This window comes from Nguyenibacter vanlangensis (genome assembly GCF_038719015.1).
GTDB classification, from domain to species: Bacteria; Pseudomonadota; Alphaproteobacteria; order Acetobacterales; family Acetobacteraceae; genus Gluconacetobacter; species Gluconacetobacter vanlangensis.
Map to the genome: position 1 here is coordinate 784,392 of NZ_CP152276.1, position 19,152 is coordinate 803,543.

At 68.4% G+C, this 19,152-nt stretch carries 18 protein-coding genes and 2 tRNA genes; 13 read left to right on the forward strand and 7 right to left on the reverse strand.

The window, feature by feature from the left end:
* Positions 1-36 precede the first annotated feature (36 nt).
* The 8 genes from AAC691_RS03615 to hpf all read left to right on the forward strand — a co-directional run bounded on the left by AAC691_RS03615 (position 37) and on the right by hpf (position 6,011).
* A tRNA-Leu gene (locus tag AAC691_RS03615) sits at positions 37-123 on the forward strand.
* A gap of 181 nt (positions 124-304) precedes the next feature.
* Positions 305-391 (forward strand) — tRNA-Leu (locus AAC691_RS03620).
* A gap of 229 nt (positions 392-620) precedes the next feature.
* Positions 621-1,250, forward strand: a complete 630-nt coding sequence (locus AAC691_RS03625) for a ribonuclease D (protein WP_342628981.1) — start codon at positions 621-623, stop codon at positions 1,248-1,250.
* 67 nt (positions 1,251-1,317) lie between these two features.
* A complete protein-coding gene (locus AAC691_RS03630; protein ID WP_342628982.1) occupies positions 1,318-2,385 on the forward strand; it encodes a KpsF/GutQ family sugar-phosphate isomerase in 1,068 nt (355 codons plus the stop codon).
* 14 nt (positions 2,386-2,399) lie between these two features.
* Positions 2,400-3,218 carry an LPS export ABC transporter periplasmic protein LptC gene (lptC, locus tag AAC691_RS03635; RefSeq protein WP_342630132.1) on the forward strand — a complete coding sequence of 273 codons (819 nt, stop codon included), beginning with the start codon at positions 2,400-2,402 and terminating at the stop codon, positions 3,216-3,218.
* Positions 3,215-4,327, forward strand: a complete 1,113-nt coding sequence (locus AAC691_RS03640) for an LptA/OstA family protein (protein ID WP_342628983.1) — start codon at positions 3,215-3,217, stop codon at positions 4,325-4,327. Before lptC ends, AAC691_RS03640 begins: the two co-directional genes overlap by 4 nt.
* Positions 4,324-5,127 (forward strand): LPS export ABC transporter ATP-binding protein, encoded by an 804-nt coding sequence (lptB, locus tag AAC691_RS03645; RefSeq protein ID WP_342628984.1) that lies wholly within the window; start codon positions 4,324-4,326, stop codon positions 5,125-5,127. The genes AAC691_RS03640 and lptB overlap by 4 nt, the downstream gene beginning before the upstream one ends.
* Before the next feature lie 299 nt (positions 5,128-5,426).
* Complete coding sequence (gene hpf, locus AAC691_RS03650) at positions 5,427-6,011, forward strand: ribosome hibernation-promoting factor, HPF/YfiA family (protein ID WP_176640371.1); 585 nt, start codon at positions 5,427-5,429, stop codon at positions 6,009-6,011.
* A gap of 114 nt (positions 6,012-6,125) precedes the next feature.
* Here the strand turns inward: hpf and AAC691_RS03655 are convergent, their stop codons facing one another.
* Together AAC691_RS03655 and AAC691_RS03660 are read right to left on the reverse strand one after the other, a co-directional pair.
* A complete protein-coding gene (locus AAC691_RS03655; protein WP_176640372.1) occupies positions 6,126-6,386 on the reverse strand; it encodes a DUF1150 family protein in 261 nt (86 codons plus the stop codon).
* A gap of 201 nt (positions 6,387-6,587) precedes the next feature.
* The gene (locus tag AAC691_RS03660; protein ID WP_176640373.1) at positions 6,588-7,076 is read right to left on the reverse strand and encodes an Hsp20 family protein; all 489 of its coding nucleotides are present in this window, start codon (positions 7,074-7,076) and stop codon (positions 6,588-6,590) included.
* A 165-nt stretch (positions 7,077-7,241) separates the two neighbouring features.
* Here AAC691_RS03660 and def point away from each other — a divergent pair, with 165 nt between their 5' ends.
* The 3 genes from def to truA all read left to right on the forward strand — a co-directional run bounded on the left by def (position 7,242) and on the right by truA (position 9,720).
* Positions 7,242-7,781 (forward strand): peptide deformylase, encoded by a 540-nt coding sequence (def, locus tag AAC691_RS03665; protein ID WP_176640374.1) that lies wholly within the window; start codon positions 7,242-7,244, stop codon positions 7,779-7,781.
* A 224-nt stretch (positions 7,782-8,005) separates the two neighbouring features.
* Positions 8,006-8,935 (forward strand): methionyl-tRNA formyltransferase, encoded by a 930-nt coding sequence (gene fmt / locus AAC691_RS03670; RefSeq protein ID WP_342628985.1) that lies wholly within the window; start codon positions 8,006-8,008, stop codon positions 8,933-8,935.
* 8 nt (positions 8,936-8,943) lie between these two features.
* A complete protein-coding gene (gene truA / locus AAC691_RS03675; protein WP_342630133.1) occupies positions 8,944-9,720 on the forward strand; it encodes a tRNA pseudouridine(38-40) synthase TruA in 777 nt (258 codons plus the stop codon).
* A 36-nt stretch (positions 9,721-9,756) separates the two neighbouring features.
* Here truA and AAC691_RS03680 read toward each other — a convergent pair whose 3' ends face one another.
* The 5 genes from AAC691_RS03680 to AAC691_RS03700 form a co-directional block, all read right to left on the reverse strand.
* Positions 9,757-12,105 (reverse strand): TonB-dependent receptor domain-containing protein, encoded by a 2,349-nt coding sequence (locus AAC691_RS03680; protein WP_342628986.1) that lies wholly within the window; start codon positions 12,103-12,105, stop codon positions 9,757-9,759.
* 421 nt (positions 12,106-12,526) lie between these two features.
* Positions 12,527-13,255, reverse strand: coding sequence for a copper homeostasis protein CutC (locus tag AAC691_RS03685; protein ID WP_342628987.1), 729 nt, complete (start codon positions 13,253-13,255; stop codon positions 12,527-12,529).
* Positions 13,252-14,013, reverse strand: coding sequence for an ATP-binding cassette domain-containing protein (locus AAC691_RS03690; RefSeq protein ID WP_342628988.1), 762 nt, complete (start codon positions 14,011-14,013; stop codon positions 13,252-13,254). The genes AAC691_RS03685 and AAC691_RS03690 overlap by 4 nt, the downstream gene beginning before the upstream one ends.
* Positions 14,010-15,071, reverse strand: a complete 1,062-nt coding sequence (locus AAC691_RS03695; protein WP_342628989.1) for an ABC transporter ATP-binding protein — start codon at positions 15,069-15,071, stop codon at positions 14,010-14,012. Before AAC691_RS03695 ends, AAC691_RS03690 begins: the two co-directional genes overlap by 4 nt.
* On the reverse strand, positions 15,068-16,519 hold the full coding sequence (locus AAC691_RS03700; RefSeq protein WP_342628990.1) for a M81 family metallopeptidase: 1,452 nt from the start codon (positions 16,517-16,519) through the stop codon (positions 15,068-15,070). Before AAC691_RS03700 ends, AAC691_RS03695 begins: the two co-directional genes overlap by 4 nt.
* A 119-nt stretch (positions 16,520-16,638) precedes the next feature.
* On the opposite strand from AAC691_RS03700, the gene AAC691_RS03705 reads away from it, so the two are divergent.
* Together AAC691_RS03705 and AAC691_RS03710 are read left to right on the forward strand one after the other, a co-directional pair.
* Entirely contained in the window at positions 16,639-18,225 is a 1,587-nt protein-coding gene (locus AAC691_RS03705) for an ABC transporter substrate-binding protein (protein ID WP_342628991.1), read from the forward strand.
* Positions 18,222-19,139 carry an ABC transporter permease gene (locus AAC691_RS03710; protein WP_342628992.1) on the forward strand — a complete coding sequence of 306 codons (918 nt, stop codon included), beginning with the start codon at positions 18,222-18,224 and terminating at the stop codon, positions 19,137-19,139. The genes AAC691_RS03705 and AAC691_RS03710 overlap by 4 nt, the downstream gene beginning before the upstream one ends.
* The last annotated feature ends 13 nt before the right edge of the window (positions 19,140-19,152 follow it).

Below are 19,152 nucleotides of genomic sequence, written 5' to 3' on the forward strand. Positions count from 1 at the left end.
CGGCCCCTCACCACCCCGGAGACGGGGGCCTTCTGAGCCCAGATGGCGGAATTGGTAGACGCGCAGGTTTCAGGTACCTGTGGCCGCAAGGTCGTGGAAGTTCGAGTCTTCTTCTGGGCACCATTCTTATCCGATCCGAAAGGATCCATGCAGGCGACCGCGTCAGGCGGCCGCCTTTTTTGTCGTTTCCGGCCGGACGCCACGATGCGCCGCACCGGAAAAAAATGTGCAAACACACCCTGTTGACCGACCCGGCGTTCCGGAGTAAACGCCCCTCACCACCCCGGAGACGGGGGCCTTCTGAGCCCAGATGGCGGAATTGGTAGACGCGCAGGTTTCAGGTACCTGTGGCCGCAAGGTCGTGGAAGTTCGAGTCTTCTTCTGGGCACCATCACGCTTCATGGGTCGCGGCACGCCGGCATCGCCGGCGGCGCGCCCGTTTGCGATGTCCCCCTCGCACATTCTCGGCACCGCCATTATATGTGCGGCATGGCGCGATTGCCCCAAGGTCCTGCGCCCCAGGTCCTGCCCGCGAAACTCTTGCCAGAATTTCTCGGATCGGCAGGCCACTAAGTTGCTTCTAGCGTCGTCGTTTTTTGCGCCCTGGATGGATCCCCTCTATGACCACCACATCTCCCTCGATCCAGTTGCATCGCGGCGACCTGCCGGACGATGTCTCCTTCCACGGGACGATCGCGGTGGATACAGAGGCCATGGGGCTGAACCCGCATCGCGACCGGCTGTGCCTGGTGCAGATTTCCGCGGGCGACGGCAACGCGCACCTGGTGCAGATCCTGCCTGGCACGCCCAGCCCCAACCTGGCGCGGCTGATGGCGGACCGCACGGTCACCAAGCTGATGCATTTCGCACGGTTCGACGTGGCGATCCTGCAGCACGCACTGGGCGTGACCGTGGCGCCGGTGATCTGCACCAAGATCGCCTCTAAGCTGGTGCGCACCTTCACCGACCGGCACGGGCTGGCGCATCTGTGCCGCGAATTGCTGGGCGTGGACCTGAGCAAGCAGCAGCAGACCTCGGACTGGGGCGCGGCCGTGCTGACGCCCGAGCAGCAGGCCTATGCCGCGTCGGACGTGCTGCACCTGCACGCGCTGTGGGCGAAGCTGGAGGCGCTGCTGCACCGCGAGGGACGGCGCGCGCTGGCCCAGGCCTGCTATGATTTCCTGCCGGCGCGGGCGCGGCTGGACCTGCTGGGCTATGAGGAGCCGGACATCTTCGCCCACCGGGCATGAAAGGTGGCGGCGGTTCGCCCTTCGGCTCCGTTGACGAGCCCGGCCATCATGGCAATACACAGGCGGCATGACCCAATCCGCGTTGCATGACGATACCGGCGCCGGCCCGGCCCATGATCGGCTTCTGTCCGACATCGCGGTCGCGTGCCGGGTCCTGGCCAGCGAGAGCAACGGCCTGGCGCAGCTTTCGGCCGCGCTGCGCGTGGGCGGCGCCGATCCCGCGGCGGATTCCGGCGGGCTGACGCCGCTGGCCCGGTCCTTCGGCCGGGCGGTCGAGGCGTTCTCGACCCTGCCGGGACGCGTGGTGGTGACGGGGATCGGCAAGTCCGGCCATGTCGGGCGCAAGATCCAGGCCACGCTGGCCTCGACCGGCACGCCGTCCTTCTTCGTCCATCCGTCCGAGGCGTCGCACGGCGACCTGGGCATGATCCAGTCCGGCGACGCGGTGCTGGCGCTGTCCAATTCCGGCGAGACGCCGGAACTGGCCGATATCATCGCCCATGCGCGGCGGTTCGGCCTGATGCTGGCCGCCATGACCGGCCAGGCCGAATCGACCCTGGCCCGCGCCGCGGACATCGCGCTGGTCGTCCCCGATGCCGCCGAAGCCTGCCCGATGGGCCTGGCCCCCACGACATCGGCGACCATGCAGATGGCGCTGGGCGACGCGCTGGCCGTGGCGCTGCTGGAACGGCGCAATTTCACGGCCAGCGATTTCGGCGTGTTTCACCCGGGCGGGCGGCTGGGCATCCGGTTGCGGCGGGTCGGCGACCTGATGCATTGCGGCACGGCGATGCCGCTGGGCACGCCCGACATCTCGCTGCGGCAGGTCATCCTGGAAATGACCCGCAAGGCGTTCGGCTGCATCGGCGTCATCGGGACGGACGGCACCCTGTGCGGGCTGATCACCGATGGGGACCTGCGTCGCGCCCTGGACCGCGACCTGGAAACCACCCGGGCGGCCGATATCATGAACCCGACGCCGCTGACCACGCGCGCCGATATCCTGGCGGCCGAGGCGCTGCGGATCATGAATGCGCGGCCCCGGCCGATCACCAGCCTGTTCGTGCTGAACGACGGCGGCGTGCCGGTCGGGATCGTGCATGTCCACGACCTGTTGCGGGCAGGTGTGGCGTGACCGCTCCCTCCTCCCTGCCCCCTTCCCATCCTCCGTCTTCCCCTCGGGACGGCGACCCGGCCGTGCCGCGCCGCGAGGATTTCGCGCGCTCGGCGGCGGATGCGGCGCGGCAGCGCGGCATGCTGCACCAGCGTACGATCCGGCAGCGGCGCATCCCCCGCCCGCGCGACATCGCCCGTCGCCGCCAGATGGTGCGCTGGGCCAAATGGGCGCTGCCGGCCGCAGCGCTGGCCCTGCTGGGGTCGATCGCCGTATGGCCCGCGATCGACCGGATGATGAGCGCCCAGCGCAACGTCATGCACGAGATGGAAAACCTGCGCATCGCAAGCGGCAACATGCTGGGCGCCAGCTATCGCGGGCTGGACGATCACGGCCGGCCGTTCACGATCACGGCCGAGCAGGCGCAGCAGGTCGGCCCCGAACGGATCAACCTGTCCCGGCCCGCCGCCGACATGCTGACCCAGGGCGGCAACTGGCTGATGATCACGTCGCGGGACGGCGTCTATATGCAGCACGCGCAATTGCTGGACCTGACCGGCGACGTCGTGCTGTATCGCGACGACGGGATCATCCTGAACGGCGTCACGGCGGACATGAACCTGAAGCAGGGCATTGTCATGTCGGACGAATGGGTGCATGCCGAGGGGCCGTTCGGCGTGCTGGACGCCCAGGGTTTCATGCTGTCGCAGCATGATGGGGTCGGCCTGTTCCGCGGGCCGGGCCGGCTGGTGCTGAATGACGACGCCCACGCCCATCCGCCCGACGCCCGTCCCGCGACAACGCCAACCCCGGCAGCCCAAACCCCGGCAGCCCAGACGGAGCCCACCCGATGACCGCCTTTCTCAAGGCCGCGATCCCGCCCCGGCCTGGGCCCAAGCGTGGACTGGGGCTTGGACCTGAGCTTGGACTGGCGCTTGCGCTCGGCGGCGCGGTGGCCTGCCTGGTCCCGGTGGGAGACGCGCGGGCGCAGGCGATCGACCTGTCCCATGGCGGGCAGATCGTCGTGACGGCGGCGGGCGGCTTCGACTGGGACCAGAAGACGCAGACCGTGACCGCCTATGACCAGGCGCAGGCGGTGCGCGGCAACGTGACGGTGACGGGCGACCGGCTGATCGCCTTCTACCGCAAGAAGGCCTCCGCCCCCGGGGCGGCGCCGGCACCCGCAGCACCCGCGCCGGCGGCGACGCCGGGCGGACAGGGCGGCGCAGGCCAGGGCGGCGCGAACCAGGCGGCGGGCAACCCCGATACCGGATCGAACGAGGTCTATCGCCTGCAGGCGATCGGCCATGTCCATATCTTTACCGATACCGACCAGGCCTGGGGGGACAAGGCGGTCTATGACATCGACCAGGCGGTCATGGTCATGACCGGCAAGGCGATGAAGATGGTCACGCCCCAGGACGTGCTGACGGCGCGGGACACGATGGAATATTATTCGCAGACCCGGGTGTCGATCGGGCGCGGCGACGCCACCGTCACCACCAATGACGGGCGGCAGATCCGTGCCGACGTGCTGGTCGGATACAGTGCGCCGGCGGCCCAACCCGCCAAGGATGGGCCCGCCAAGGGGGCGCCCGCCAGCGGCACCCCCGCCAAGCCGGGATCGGATCCGTTGGCCAGTTCCGGCAAGCTGGAAAAAGTGAACGCGTTCGGCCATGTCTTCGTCCGCACCCAGACCGAGACGGTGACCGGGGACCGCGGCGTCTACGTGCCCGACACCGGCATTGCGCGGATCGTCGGCAACGTCCACATCACACGGGGCCAGAACCAGATCAACGGAGCCGCCGCGATCGTGAACATGCATACCGGAATTGCCACGATGACCGAACGGCCCGGCGCGCGCGTCAGCGGCCTGGTGGTTCCCAACGAATCCAATCCCGCCCCGGGAACCAATGCGGCCCACGGGTCCTCCGCGGCCACTCCGGGGAAGGCCGCGCGATGAACGACGTAGCCCATGACGTAGCCCGCGACCTGGCCGACGCCGTCCGGGACACGACGCCGCTTCAGGCATCCGCGGCGACCCACGGCCTGATCGCCAGCGGGATCGGCAAGACGTACAAGAAGCGACCGGTGGTCCGCAACGTGTCGATCCAGGTCCATCGGGGCGAAGCCGTGGGGCTGCTGGGACCGAACGGCGCGGGCAAGACCACCAGCTTCTACATGATCGTGGGGCTGGTGCAGCCCGATACCGGCTCGATCACGCTGGACGGCACGAACATCACCCAGTTGCCGATGTATCGCCGCGCGCGGCTGGGCATCGGCTATCTGCCGCAGGAAGCCAGCATCTTTCGCGGCCTGAATGTCGAGCAGAACATCATGGCGGCGCTGGAAGTGGTGGAATCGGACCCCGACCGGCGCGAGGCGATGCTGGACGGGCTGCTGGCCGAATTCGGCATCTCCCACCTGCGGCGCGCGCCCTCGCTGGCCCTGTCGGGGGGCGAGCGGCGGCGCCTGGAGATCGCCCGCGCCCTGGCCAGCCAGCCGCACTACATCCTGCTGGACGAGCCGCTGGCCGGTATCGACCCGATCGCGGTCGGCGAGATCCGCGACCTGGTGTCCCACCTGAAGGATCGAGGGATCGGCGTGCTGATCACCGACCACAATGTCCGCGAGACGCTGGAGGTCATCGACCGGGCCTATATCATGCATAGCGGCCAGGTGCTGATGGAAGGCCGCCCCGAGGAGATCGTCGCCAACGAGGATGTCCGGCGGGTCTATCTCGGCGAGAATTTCTCTCTCTGATCCGCCCGATGCCCCTTCCAGAAGGGGCCGTCGGGGCAAATCCTTGATTTTCGGTAACTCCATCCGAAGCATGCTGTACGGCGATGCAGTCACGGCATAGCTACACGCAGGAAGGCATGGACATCGGCCGCCAAACCGTGTCCAAATGCCCGGATGCACTGAAGACGCCGTGCTCGGTGCAGAAAAAAGGAAAGGCTGTCGAAGCCTGACGCCACGCCCGGCGGATTGTGGAGCTTGGGACCGCCGGCATGCTCCGTCCGGTTTCGGACGTGCCTCCTCGATGCAAGGAGTGATGTCACATGCAGATCAGTGTCGCTGGCAAGCAGATCGATCTCTCCGACGCCCTGAAATACCGGGTGACCGGCCATCTCGAACGGCTGGCCGACAAATATTTCGACCACGCCCTCGACGCCCAGGTGACGTTCAGCCGGGCCCGCTCCTTCTTCACGTGCGACATCAACCTTCACGCGGCGCGGGGCCTGACCCTGCGCGGCGAGGGTGAGGCCGCCGACGCCCACGGCGCCTTCGACGACGCGGCGGAACACATCGCCCGGCGCCTGCGCCGCTATCGCGGGCGGGTCCATGACCATCTGCGCACCCTGCCCCGTCGCCGGGCGCCGGAGGTCGGCCGCAGCTACATCCTGAAGCCGGCCGAAGGACAGGTCGTGGAGGGCGAAGTGAAGCAGGGCAGCGGCCCCTATGCCACCATCGTGGCCGAGCGGCTGGCCGAAATCGCGACATTGAGCGTCAGCGAGGCCGTCATGCGGCTGGACCTGGCGGCATCGACATTGCTGATGTTCCGCAACAGCACCAGCGACCAGATCAACGTCATCTATCGCCGCCAGGACGGCAATATCGGCTGGCTGGACCCCAGCCCCGCCTGACCGGCCGGCATGACGGTGCCCCCGCGCGAACCGACGCCCGGTCGCGCGGCGGGCACCACCCCGTGCTTCTTCTACGAGACCGGCCCGCCATAAAATCGGCCCACCATAAACCGGTCAGTGGACCAGGGCGGGCACCATCTCGTGTTGCAGGATGGCCTCGATCGCCGTGTCCTGATCCTCGGTCAGCGCCATCGGCGTGCCGTCCGCGGCATGGATGGCGAAGACGTCCTGGCCTTCGATCACCACGGCCTTGATATAGGCCAGGCGCGAGACGCCCAGCGACAGAAGCTGGTTTGCGGTCAGGTGCCGCACGTCGGCGGGCGCAGCCGGATCGGCTTGCAGAACCACCCGGCCGTTCTGGGTCGTAATTCTCATCTTACGGTCCTCCGGACGGGTGGCGTCCCTTTCTGCGGCGACGCACCGTCCCCTTGCGCCGCCCTGCGCCGATACGGATCACCCGGCCGGCAGGGCGGACATGTGGACAATCACGCGATCAAATATGGGCCAGATCACAAGCCAATCATGGCACCCATTCGCGGGCCGGTTCGTGAGGCCCGTACGGACCCCGCGGCCCGCTTATTCTTCTTCGATCACCCGGACCATGCGTTGGGCGCGCGCCTTGGGCAGGTCGATTTCCGTCGAGCCGTTGGCGTTGCGACCCTGGGTGATCTCGATACGCCGAACCCGGACCTCGGGTTTCGGACGCAGCAGATCGATATGCAACAGGCCGTTATCGAGCCACGCGCTGCCGACCTCGATTCCTTCGGCCAGCACGAACGCCTTCTGGAACTGCCGCGCGGCGATGCCGCGATGCAGGAACACCCGCCCCTGCGAATCATCGGTCTGGCGGCCGCGGATCACCAGTTGGTTGTCTTCCTGGGTGATCTGCAGATCATCCATGACGAACCCGGCGACGGCCAGGGTAATGCGCAGCGCCGTAGGGCTGACCTGCTCGATATTGTACGGAGGATAGCCGTCCGACGTTCCTTTTGACGCGCGTTCCAGCATCTGCTCCAGATGATCGAACCCCAGAAACATGGGGGATGCAAATAACCTACCCGACATTCAGGCCTCCTCAACCGAGCGAGACGATCACACGAGCCCGTTATCGGCGCCCGCATGCGTGATGATATGGGACGTCATGCGGGTTTCGCAAGAGACCGCGGTTTTTCCCGCGCCATGGCCGCCCCGAGACTGGCGCGGCGGGATTTGTATCGCTACATCGCGTGCATGACGACGCATGACGAAACCGCAGCCGCCGATCCGATGCCGATCCTGGTGGCGCCGCAGGCCATCCTGCGGCAGAAGGCCCGGCTGGTCCGGCCGGAAGACACCGCCATCCTGCGCGATGCCCTGCCCCGGATGTTCGCCGCCATGTACCAGGCGCCGGGGATCGGCCTGGCGGCGCCGCAGGTCGGCCTGGGGTTGCGCTTCGCCATCGTGGATCTGGGCGAGGAAGACCAGCGCCGGCCGCTGGTGCTGGTCAATCCGGAAATCACTGCCGAGTCGGAAACCCTGGCCGCGCGTGAGGAAGGGTGCCTGTCGCTGCCCAACCAATATGCCGAAGTGGTGCGGCCCGAGCAGGTCCGCGTGCGCTACCGGACCCTGGAGGGCGCGGAACAGGAACTGGATGCCGACGGATTGCTGGCCACCTGCATCCAGCATGAGATCGACCATCTGGACGGCATCCTGTTCGTCGATCACCTCTCGGCGCTGAAGCGCAACATGATCATGCGCCGCCTGGCGAAGGAACAACGGCAGAAACGCTAGTGTCCTGCCCGAGAAATTATTATCAGAATTTCTCGGACCAGCAGGCCACTAAGATATTGATTTTAGTGTCCTGCCCGGGAAATTCTTATGAGAATTTCCGGGATCAGCAGGCCGCCTGCGGCATCGCGGGGCATTGTCCGGTACGGAAAAGCCCCATAATCAATTCTCTGCAGGGCGTATTTCCCTCGGTTTCCGAGGATGCGCCCCTTCCGGAACGGATCGTCATGCGCCTGGCCTTCATGGGAACGCCCGATTTCGCGGTTCCTGCCCTGCATGCCCTTCACGCGGCGGGGCACGAGATCGCGGTCGTCTACAGCCAGCCGCCGCGTCCTGCGGGGCGCGGCCAGGCGGTGCGGGCGCAACCCGTGCACCGCGCGGCCGAGGTGCTGGGCATTCCGGTCCGCACGCCGACCCGGCTGCGCGCCGATCATGCCGAACACGCGTTCTTCCGCGACCTGCGCCTGGACGCGGCGGTGGTCGCGGCCTATGGGCTGATCCTGCCGAAAGCGATGCTGCGGGCGCCGCGCCTGGGATGCCTGAACATTCACGCCAGCCTGTTGCCGCGCTGGCGGGGCGCCGCGCCGATCCAGTCCGCGATCCTGGCCGGCGATGCCGAAAGCGGCGTGACCATCATGCAGATGGATGAGGGACTGGATACCGGCGCGATGCTGCTGTCGGACCGCATCGCGCTGACGGCGGAGACGACCGCCACCAGCCTGCATGACGGCCTGGCCGCGATGGGCGCCCGCCTGATCGTCGCCGCCTTGGACGATTCGGGCGACGATCCCGGGATCGTCGCCGTGCCGCAGCCGGCGGAAGGCGCCACCTATGCCGCGCGGCTGACGCGCGAGGACGGGCGGATCGACTGGACGCGCGATGCCGCCGCGATCGACCGGCAGGTACGGGCGCTGACGCCCTGGCCCGGCGCCTTCACCACCCTGGACGGCACGGTCCTGAAGATCGGCGCGACCGCCCCCGCCGAACGCCGCGCGGGCATCGCCCCCGGCTGCGCCCAGGACGACCGGCTGACGATCGCCTGCGGCACGGGGGCGCTGCGCATCCTGCGGCTGCAGCGGCCGGGCCGGGCCATGATGGACGCAGAGGCGTTCCTGCGCGGCCAGGCGATCACGGCCGGCACGCGGCTGGGATCATGAACGGCGCCGTGCAGCGCTGGGCGGTGCGGCTGGAATATGACGGGCGCGACTTCGTGGGCTGGCAGCGCCAGGCGACCGGCCTGTCCATCCAGCAGGTGCTGGAGGATGCGGCCGGCCGCCTGGCGGACGGAAGCATCGTGCCTAGCATCACCGCCGGGCGGACCGATGCCGGCGTGCACGCGACCGGCCAGGTGGCGCATCTGGATTTCCCGTCCACGCTGCGCCTGACGGCTTCGATCGTGCGTGATGCGCTGAATTTCCACATGAAGCCGCACCGGGTGGCGGTCCTGTCGGCCTGCGCGGTCGACCTGGCATGGAATGCGCGATTCTCGGCGGTCCGCCGTTTCTATCGCTATCGCATCCTCAACCGTCGCAGCCGCCCCGCACTGGATGAAGGCCGGGTCTGGCTGGTCAAGCGCGCGCTGGACGAGCGCGCGATGGCCGAGGCCGCGCGCCACCTGCTGGGCCGGCATGATTTCACCTCGTTCCGGGCCAGCGCCTGCCAGGCCAGGAGCCCGCTGCGGACCCTGGACCGGCTGGACGTCGCGCGGCATGGCGAGGACATCGTGATCGAGACGGACGCGCGGTCTTTCCTGCACCATCAGGTGCGCAACATGGTGGGCACGCTGAAGCTGGTCGGCGAAGGCAGTTGGCCGCCCGCGCGGGTGGCCGAGGCCCTGGCCGCCCGCGACCGACGTGCCGCGGGACCGACCGCGCCGCCCGACGGGCTGTACCTGACCGGGGTCGGCTACGACCCCGATCCGTTCCGGCCGGAGCGGGGCTGACGGACGAACGGCCAGCGGCGACACGTCGCGCGGCCGTCAGAACCCGGTCGAGAGCGTCACGAGCGCGGCGAAATTGCCGCCGGTGAGATAGACCGGAGAGCCGGCGGCGACGCTGCTGCCGAAGATGCCCTTCTGCGTCCTGGCCGTCGCGGCGTAGCTGCCCGGCGCCGACCGGTAGAGATTATTGCCGATATTGACCAGGTTGAGCTGCACCTTGGGACCTTTCAGGCGCCCGACGCGCGGAAAGCGATAGCCCAGCGTGATGTCCGACACGACATAGCCAGGGATGCTCTGGTCGTTCATGAAGGTCGAATATTGCGACCCGACATAACGCAAGTCGAAATTGCCGAAGAACTGCCGGTTGTCGTCATAGGCCAGCCCGACCGCCGCCGTGACCTTCGGCGCCCCGACGGTCGTCTTGCCCGCCGTCGGCAGATAGTCGATCACCGACTGCCCTGCCGCGTTCGTGGCAGACACCGGCACGTTGTTGTCCATCGTCGAATGCAGGTACTGCGCCGACACATAGGGGCTGACGTGATGCCAGGGCTTCAGGCCGATTTCGCCCTGCACGCCGCGCGACGTCTGGCCGCCGACATTGATCGGTTCGGAAATCAGCATGTTGGTGTTGGGGATATAGGCGCTGGACGTGATCTGATGGTTGGTCAGGTTGATGTTGAAGAACGACATCTGGAAATTGACCAGGCCGTCGGAATGACGATAGCCGATCTCCTCGGCGATCGTGTATTCCGACTTCAGGCTGCCCGGCTGTTCGACGGCGTGAGAGGCGTTCGGATCGAAGATCTGGCTGTAGGCTTCGACCGATTCCGGCGCGCGGAAGGCGGTCGTGCCGTTCAGGTAGATCTGGTCGTGCGGCGTGACCTGGTAGCTGGCGGCGAATTGCGGCAGGGGTTCGAAATAATTGCCGGTCGTCTTGTAGGGCGCCGCGCCCGGCACGTCGTTGGTCCCCTGTCGGTAGACCATCGCCGCGCGGAAACCGGCGCTGAGCACCAGCCGGTCGTTCAGCAGCCGCAGCGTGTCCGCCAGGTAGAGCGCGTTGACCTGCTGCATGAAATTGAGGTTGTAGCCACTGAGTATGCTGCCGTCCGCCAGGGTGATCGGATAGCGGCCATAGGCGTTCGCCGCCCTGCCGGACGGATCGACCACCGAGAAGGTCGAAAGCTCCTCATGCATGGTATAGGAGTACCAGTATCCGAACGACAGCGTATTGATGCCCGTCGTCCAGTCGATCGACGTGTTGATCGCGCCCGTCTTCTGGTTCCACGGATCCACCCCGGCCGTCGTCAGCATCCGCTGTCCGGACGCGTTGACGTAGGAATAGGGCTGGTTCAGGTCACCATATTGCATCGTGCCGTAATAACCGCCCGAGGCGGGAATATTCTCGCCGCCCACCGAGGGCCCGTTCTGGTGCACGAAATAGGGCGTCACGTTCAGCGTCAGGTCGTGCGCCAGCGTGAAATGCATGGGCACGATGACGTCGAGCGAGTTCAGATCGCCGAAATTCAGCTTATAATAGGTTGAATTTCCGGGATAATAGGTCGGCGTGTAGTTGAAACTGGTCCCGTATTGCCGCCACTGCGCCGCGGTCGGTTCGCGCCAACTGGTCTGCTCCTGCCGGTTGAAGCCGAAGATGGCGGTAATCGAATTGCCGTCGCCCCATTCCTTCACGAATTTCGAATCGACGTGATAGCGGGTCAGGCCGCCCGGCCCGCGCCAGTTATTGTTCGACAGATACGAGAAAGAGGCGAAGCCGCGAATGCCGGTATTGCCGATATCGCCCGTATCCAGGCGAAGGAATTCCTTGTTCGCGCTGTGCGTGCCGCCCATCAGGCTGAGAAAACCGCCATATTTGTGACTGGGATTCATCTCGGTGGCCGAAATCTGGCCGCCGACAGCGTTGAACAGCGGCGCATTCAGGTCCGGCGCCCCCTGCGAGACGGTGACCGAGCCGAGATTTTCCGTATCCACCAGCATCGAGGTGTAGGGTTCGTAATTGATCGGGTCGGCCAGCGGCGCGCCTTCGAACAGATAGCCGATCTGGCTCTCGTTCATGCCGCGCATCGTGATGTGGTCGCCTGCCGTCCCCAGCGGGCTCTGGCTGGCATAGACCACGCCGGGCAGGTTGGCGATCATCGACGAAATATTGCCCGTCTGCGGCTGCTTGGCGATCCAGTCGCGCGTCACGCCGCTCTGTGATCGCGGCGCGGTCTGCACCGGCATCAGGCCGCCGCCCGGCGTGGTGTTGGTGGTCCCGTCGGCATGGCGCCCGCCGGCCGAAACCGAGATTTCCTCGGTCTGCGGGACCGAGGGGCCGAGCACGCTGCCCGCCCGCCCGTTGAGGGCGTGCCGCACGGGCTGCGCGGGCACCGAGGACGCCGGGGCGCGGGTTCGCTTCGCGTGCGCCGGCGGCTCGCTTTGTGCAGAGGCTGATCGAACGATCGCGCTGCTTCCCGCAAGAACAGCGGCACAACAGAAGAGACGCCCACGCCGTGATATTCGCATCATCATGTCCCGTCCGACAAGGTTTAGACGCCAGCCGTTCGCTAAATATCTTTGTTTTTAAAGGATAGATCGCGTCACCCGCCCCCATGCGGGAACATACGGCCGCGCATGTCCGAACAGACCCTAAAGACGACGTTTCTCTATCGCAATAGTTTAATTAACGGAACAAAGTTATTTCCGCGGGAAAAAGATCGTCCTGTATCCGCCGGATCTTCCATTCCAGTTCGGATCGCTATTGATCATTATTTTCTGCCACTAAATTAAACGACGTCCTGAGGCGATCCGGTCACGGGCCGTTCCGGCAGGTCTCCAGGGCGTCCACCATCGCGCGGACCACCCCGGAATCCGCCGTGATCCGTTCGGCACCGAAGCCCAGCGAGACCACTGCGGCAGGGCTGGGCCGCGCCGGTCCCCGACAGGATCCGTGCACGGCGCCGACGCCGGTACGCCGCACCAGCGCCGCGACATTGGCCGGGTTGACGCCGCTGCCGGCCATGATTTCGATCCGGCCGGATGCGGCCGCGGCCACGCGGCGCAGGCCCTCCGCGCCTTCCATCGCCGTGGGGGCGCCGCCGGACGTCAGGATCCGCGCAAAGCCCAGTTCCACCGCGACCTCAAGGGCCTGCGCCGGATCGGGCACGAGGTCGAAGGCTCGATGCAACGTCCGCCCCATCGGGCCGCAGGCCGCCGACAGCCGGGCCAGCATCGCCGTATCCAGGGTGAAATCCGCCCTGCTGGCCCCCAGCACGACACCGGCCAGTCCGGCCGCGCGCGCGGCCGCGATGTCGGCCAGCATCATCGCTTCCTCGTCATCGTCGAACAGGAAGTCGCCGGCCCGGGGCCTGATCATCGCATAGGCCGGGACCGGCAGCGACGCGGCCAGCCGCATCAGGCCGCAATCCGGCGTCAGGCCGCCCAGCGCCAGGGCGGAACAGAGTTCGACCCGGGCCACGCCGGCCTGCTGGGCCGCCCGAAGACCGCGCGCGTCATCGACGCAGACTTCCAGACCGATCATGCCGATCCCCCCGCCGGACGATGCGCCGCCAGCAATTCCCGCGTGTCGTCATGGCGGGGCGCCGCGAACAGCGTGGCGGTTTCCGCGGCCTCGACCACCTCTCCCCGGCGCAGCACCAGCGCGCGGTCGCACAGCACGCGCACCACCGCCAGGTCATGGGTGATGAACAGGACCGCGAGACCCAGTTCGTCGCGCAGGTCCAGCAGCAGGTTCAGGATCTGCGCCTGCACCGAGATATCCAGCGCCGCCGTGGCCTCGTCGGCGATCAGCAGTTCCGGCTCCGCCGCCAGCGCCCGGGCGATGCCGATCCGCGCTCGTTGGCCGCCGGAGAACGCGCGCGGCAGGCGGTCGCAGGCCGCTTCGGACAATCCGACCCGCTCGAGCAGCGCGACGACGCGCGACCGCCGCGCGGCACGGGGTGCCAGACCGTGGATGGCCAGGATTTCCGCAAGCTGCGCGCCCACCGTCATGCGCGGGTCCAGGCTGGCGAACGGGTCCTGGAAGATCATCTGCGCCCGCCGCGGCGCCACCCCCCGTTCGCCGGCCAGCAGGATCTCTCCCCCGCTGACCGGCGCCAGCCCGACGATCGCGCGGGCGATCGTGCTCTTGCCCGACCCGGATTCGCCGATCAGCCCGACGATCTCGCCGCGTCCGACATCGAACGACACATCCCGCACCACCGGAACGGGGCGCCGCCGCCAGAACGGCCCTGCGCCATAGGCCACGCGCAGGGCGCGTACCTGCAGCAGGGGCGTCACGGCGCGACCAGCCAGTCCTGCGCCCGCGCGCAGGCGACGCGACGCGCATCGACGGACTGGGCATCGACGGACTGGGCATTCACGGATTGGGCATCCACGGATTGGGCATCCACGAACCGGACATCGACCCGGCCGGCCGTGCAGACATCCGCGCGCTGCGGGCAGCGCGGCGCGAAAACGCAGTGCTCGGGGCGCGCGCCCGGCGGCGGCACGGCGCCCGCCATCGTCCGCAACCGCCGCCGTCCCTGCCCGTCCAGGACCATGCCGTCCGGATCCGGCATCGCGGCCAGCAATCCACGCGTATAGGGATGGCGCGGCGCGTGCAGCACGGAACCAATCGGACCGTCCTCGAGAATCCGTCCGGCATACAGCACCGCCACCCGATCGGCGATCGCCGCCGCCGAGCCGAAATCATGGGTGATGAACAACGTGCTGGTGCCGCTTTCGGCCGCCAGGTCGCGGATCAGCGCCAGGATACGCCCCCGCGTGCCGGCATCCAGCGCCGTCGTCGGCTCGTCGGCGATCAGCAGCGCCGGCGTTCCCGCCAGCGCCATCGCGATCATCACCCGCTGGCGCATCCCGCCCGACAGATGATGCGGATAGGCGCCGAGACACCGGTCGGGATCGGCGATGCCGGTGCGGGCCAGCAGCCCCGCGGCCGCCTCCCGCCGCGTGCCGCCGCGCAGTTCGGGACGGTGCAGGGCCAGGCATTCGCCCAACTGGGCACCGATGCGCATCGCGGGGTTCAGCGCGCTCATCGGCTCCTGGAAGATCATGGCGATCCGCCGGCCGCGATAGGCGCGCAGCGCGCGTTCGGACATCGCGGCCAGGTCGACGACACCATCCGCGCCGCCGAACAATATGCGGCCGCCGCTGACCCGTCCGCCGCGCAGCATTCCCATCACCGCCAGCGCCGCGACGCTCTTGCCCGAACCGGATTCTCCGACCAGGGCCAGGGTTTCGCCCCGTCCGATGGTGAACGACACGCCGTCCAGCACAGCGACCCCGCCGAACGCGACACGCAATTCTTCCAGGGCCAGGACAGGCGCCGCCGTCACGCCCGGCGAGCCGCCTGCCCGCGCGGCATGGGCGTCCAGTCGAATTCCGTATCGAACGGGAAGGTCGGACGGTGCGTCCGCAGGCGCGTCAGGTGCGCGACGTCCTGGTTCACGACCCCATCCGACAGCGCCATCAGGGCCGGCCGGGCCAGCGGCGCCAGTTCCGGCGACAAATAGCCGGACTTGACGACCAGGATGCGGATCGTCGCCAGGTCCAGCCCCAGCCGGCGGAAATCGGCGATCATGTGATAGGGGCGCCGCCGGGCCGACACCACGATCGTCAGGCCGCGATGCCGCAGGACGGCCTCGCGCTCACGCGGATCGGCATGGTCCGCCAGCCTGACCACGGCGCAATCGAGCGTCACCCGCCCGCCGGCGGGATCGAGCGTCGCACCGATCGCAAAACGCGTCTCCGCCCCCGTGCCGATCGCGAAGGCCCGTTCGCAGGCCGCCGCGTCGGCGATGGCGGCGAAGACCACGCCGTCCGCGTCCGCGCGCGCCGCGAAGGCGGCCAGGATGTCGGCCCGGTCGCCCACCCCACCGCCGGTGGGATTGTCGCCGGAATCGGCGACGATGACCGGCGCCGTCCCAGCCGCCAGCGCCCGGTCCACGCATTGCGCGACGCTGCCGGTCTCCATGCCGAAGACGAAATCATGCCGCGCGTCCCAATAGGCCCGGGCGATCTCGGCCGCCGCCTGTTCCAGGGCCGCCGCGTCCGTGCCGGTGACCACGACCGCCGCCGTGGCCCGCGGTTCGTCGGCCCAGACATAGCCGACCATCAGCGCCGCGTCCCATATGCCGGGACGGGCATCGAAGGCCGGCAGGCGGGCATAGAGCGAATGCGCCGGTTCGTCCTCGGTGCTGGTGCGTTCGCCCGGCAGCAGCACCGGCACCGGCGCCCACACGATCCGGGGCCGGATGCCGGTCCGCAGGGCCTGGACCAGCATGTCGACCGCCCGGTGCATGGTCCGCGTCACGTCGATATGCGGCGCGGTGCGATAGGCGGAAAAAATGTCCAGCGCGTCGATGATCGGCTGGCTGACATTGCCGTGCAGGTCATAGCTGGCGGCCACCAGGCAGTCCGGACCGACCAGCGCGCGCGCCGCGCCGATCCAGTCGGCCTCGGCATCCCACATGCCTTCGACGAACATCGCGCCGTGCATCGCCAGATAAAGCCCGTCGAGCGGCAGGCTGTCGCGCAGGCGGTCGAGGAATTCCTGCTTCATCGCCTCGTAGGCCGCACGCGACACCGGGCCGCCGGGCACCGCCCGCGCGTGCAGCAGCGGCAGGAACGCGGCGTCGAAATCCCTCAGGAAGGCGAAATAGGGCGCATCCGGCATGTCGGCGCCGCGCAGGATGCGGAAATCCTCGATTCGGCTCCGCACGGGATTGTAGGTGCTGCATTCCGTATGGATTCCGCCGAATGCGATCCGGGGCCGTGTCGTCATGTCCAGTCGTTCCCGACAAAAGAATCTTCTGGCGCGGGGCCGGCCGCCCCGCGGGGAATGTCTTCCGGTTTTTATTTCGTTTGATAAACCAATCCCGTGCGAATAAAGTCAATGAAATAATGAAACGATTCAGGCAGCCTGCCGGCGGGGGCAGCGTGCGGCGATCCCTTGTCCTTCATGCCGCCGCCTTTCTTGTCACCCTGGCGGCCTGCCCGGTCTGTCCGAGCCGCTCCCTGGCGCGCGGGCTGACGGTCATGCTGGCCGAGCCGCCGCGCAGCATGGATCCGGCCGACCAGAACGCCACCGCGACGCGCTCGATCCTCGCCCCGTTCTACGAGAGCCTGGTGCGCCAGGATGCCGACGGGTCGATCCGTCCCTGGCTGGCCACCGCATGGTCGGTGTCGCCCGACGGCATGGCCTGGATTTTCGCCCTGCGGCCGGGAATCGTCTTCCATGACGGCACGCCCTGCGATGCCGACGCGGTCGTGGCCTCGTTGCGACGGCTGCTGGATCCCGGCGCGGCACTTGCCGGGGCCGGCGCGTTCCGTGCGACGATCGCCTCGGTCCGGCGGCAGGGCGCCTCGGTCGTTATTACCCTGATCCATCCCTATGCCGACCTGCTTTCCCTGCTGTCGATCACCCAGGCGGCCATCGTCTCGCCCCTGGCGGCGGCGCGCGGCACGCTGGGGCGCCATGCCGACGGGACGGGGCCGTTCATGTTCGTCGACTGGCAGGACGGCGCGCATGTCGGCGCCCGCGCCAATCCGCGCTACTGGGGTGCGCCACCGGCGCTGACGCGCATCGAATGGGTCTGGTCGTCCGAACCCTCGGTGACGAACATGGCGTTGCAGACGGGCGACGCCGACGCCGTCATGCCGCTGGCGCCGGTCTTCGCGGGGCTGTACGCCTCGGGACAACCCGCCGCCGCGCGGGCGGTCATCCATGGCGGACGCGGCGCGGCGCAGTTCTGGGCCGCGCTGAACACCACCCTGCCGCCGCTGGATGATGCGCGCGTGCGGCGCGCCCTGGGCCTGGCGATCGACAGGCAGGCCCTGGTCGCCGGCCTTCTGCACGGCTATGGGCGTCCCGCCTGCCATGCGCTGACACCCGACATCGCCGGGTCGGAACCCTGCGCGCCCGGACAGGACCGGGCCGATCCCGCGGCGGCGCGCGCCCTTCTGCAACAGGCCGGCCTGGCGCGGGGATTTTCCGTGACCGTCGTGGTCCAGGAACCCGAGGAGCCGATCGCCGAGGCGCTGCAGGCCATGTGGCGGCGCATCGGCGTCACACTGCGTATCCGCCGGCAGGAAGCGGGCGTGTGGGTCCAGTCGGCCTTCGCCGGGCCGGCGGACAAGGCCCGGCAGGACATCGGCATGGTGCTGACATCGTGGTCCGCGCCGTTCATTGCCGACCTGCAGTTGCGCCCGCTTTATGCCAGCGCCAGCGCGGCGCCCGCGGGCGCCAATCTGGGCTTCTACCGCAATCGGGAGATCGACGCCGCGATCGACCGCGCGGCGCGCACAGGCGACCCCGCCGCCCGGGCGCGGGACTATGCGGCGATCCAGGATCGGCTGGCCCGGGATGCGCCGATCCTGCCGCTCTATGTGCAGGACAATCTGTACGGTGTCCGCCAGGGCCTGGACGGGGTCCAGTCCCTGCCGGACGGCGAGATCGCCGTCACCTCCGCCCGATGGGCGGCGCCATGACCGCGCTGCTGCGGCGCACCGCCGCCCTGCCCTTCATCATGCTGGCGGTTTCGGCCATCATCTTCGCGGCGATCCACGCCCTGCCCGGCGATCCCGCGCGGCTGCTTGCGGGGCCGCAGGCGCCCGGCGGCGTCATCCGGGCGCTGCATGCCCGGCTCGGCCTCGACCTGCCCCTGCCGACGCAATATATGCGCTTCCTGGCGCATGCGTTGCGTGGCGACCTGGGCCTGTCCCTGCGCGACGGCACCCCGGTGCGGCACCTGCTGGCGACTCACCTGCCCTATACGCTCGCCCTGGGTGGCCTGGCCTACGGGCTGGCGCTGCTGGCCGGCGTGCCGGCGGGGGCACTGGCCGCCGCGCGGGCCGGGGCATGGCCGGACCGGCTGCTGATGGCGGCGACCCTGGTCGGGTCCTCGCTCGCCGGCTTCTGGGTCGCCCTTCTGGGGATGGAACTGTTCGCCGTCCGCCTGCACTGGCTGCCGCTGATGGGGGCGGGGGACTGGCGGCACTATGTCCTGCCCGCATCCGTCCTGGCGCTGTTGCCGACCGCGCTGATCCTGCGCATGACCCGCGCCGGCCTGTGCGAGATCCTGGACCAGGACTATATCCGCACCGCCCGCGCCAAGGGGCTGCCGCCCTGGCGGATCATGACGCGTCATGCCCTGCGCAACGCCATGGTCCCGGTGGTCACGGTGGCGGGGCTGAACCTGGGCGGCCTGATCAGCGGCGCCGTCGTGACCGAGACCGTGTTCGACTGGCCGGGGATCGGCCGCCTGCTGGTCGATGCCGTGCGTTATCGCGACTATCCGGTGATCCAGGGCGTAACCCTGCTTTCGGTCCTGGGGGTGCTCGTCATCAATCTGCTGGCCGAACTGGCGATCATGCGGCTCGATCCCCGCCAGCGTGGGCACTGACATGGGGGCGGCC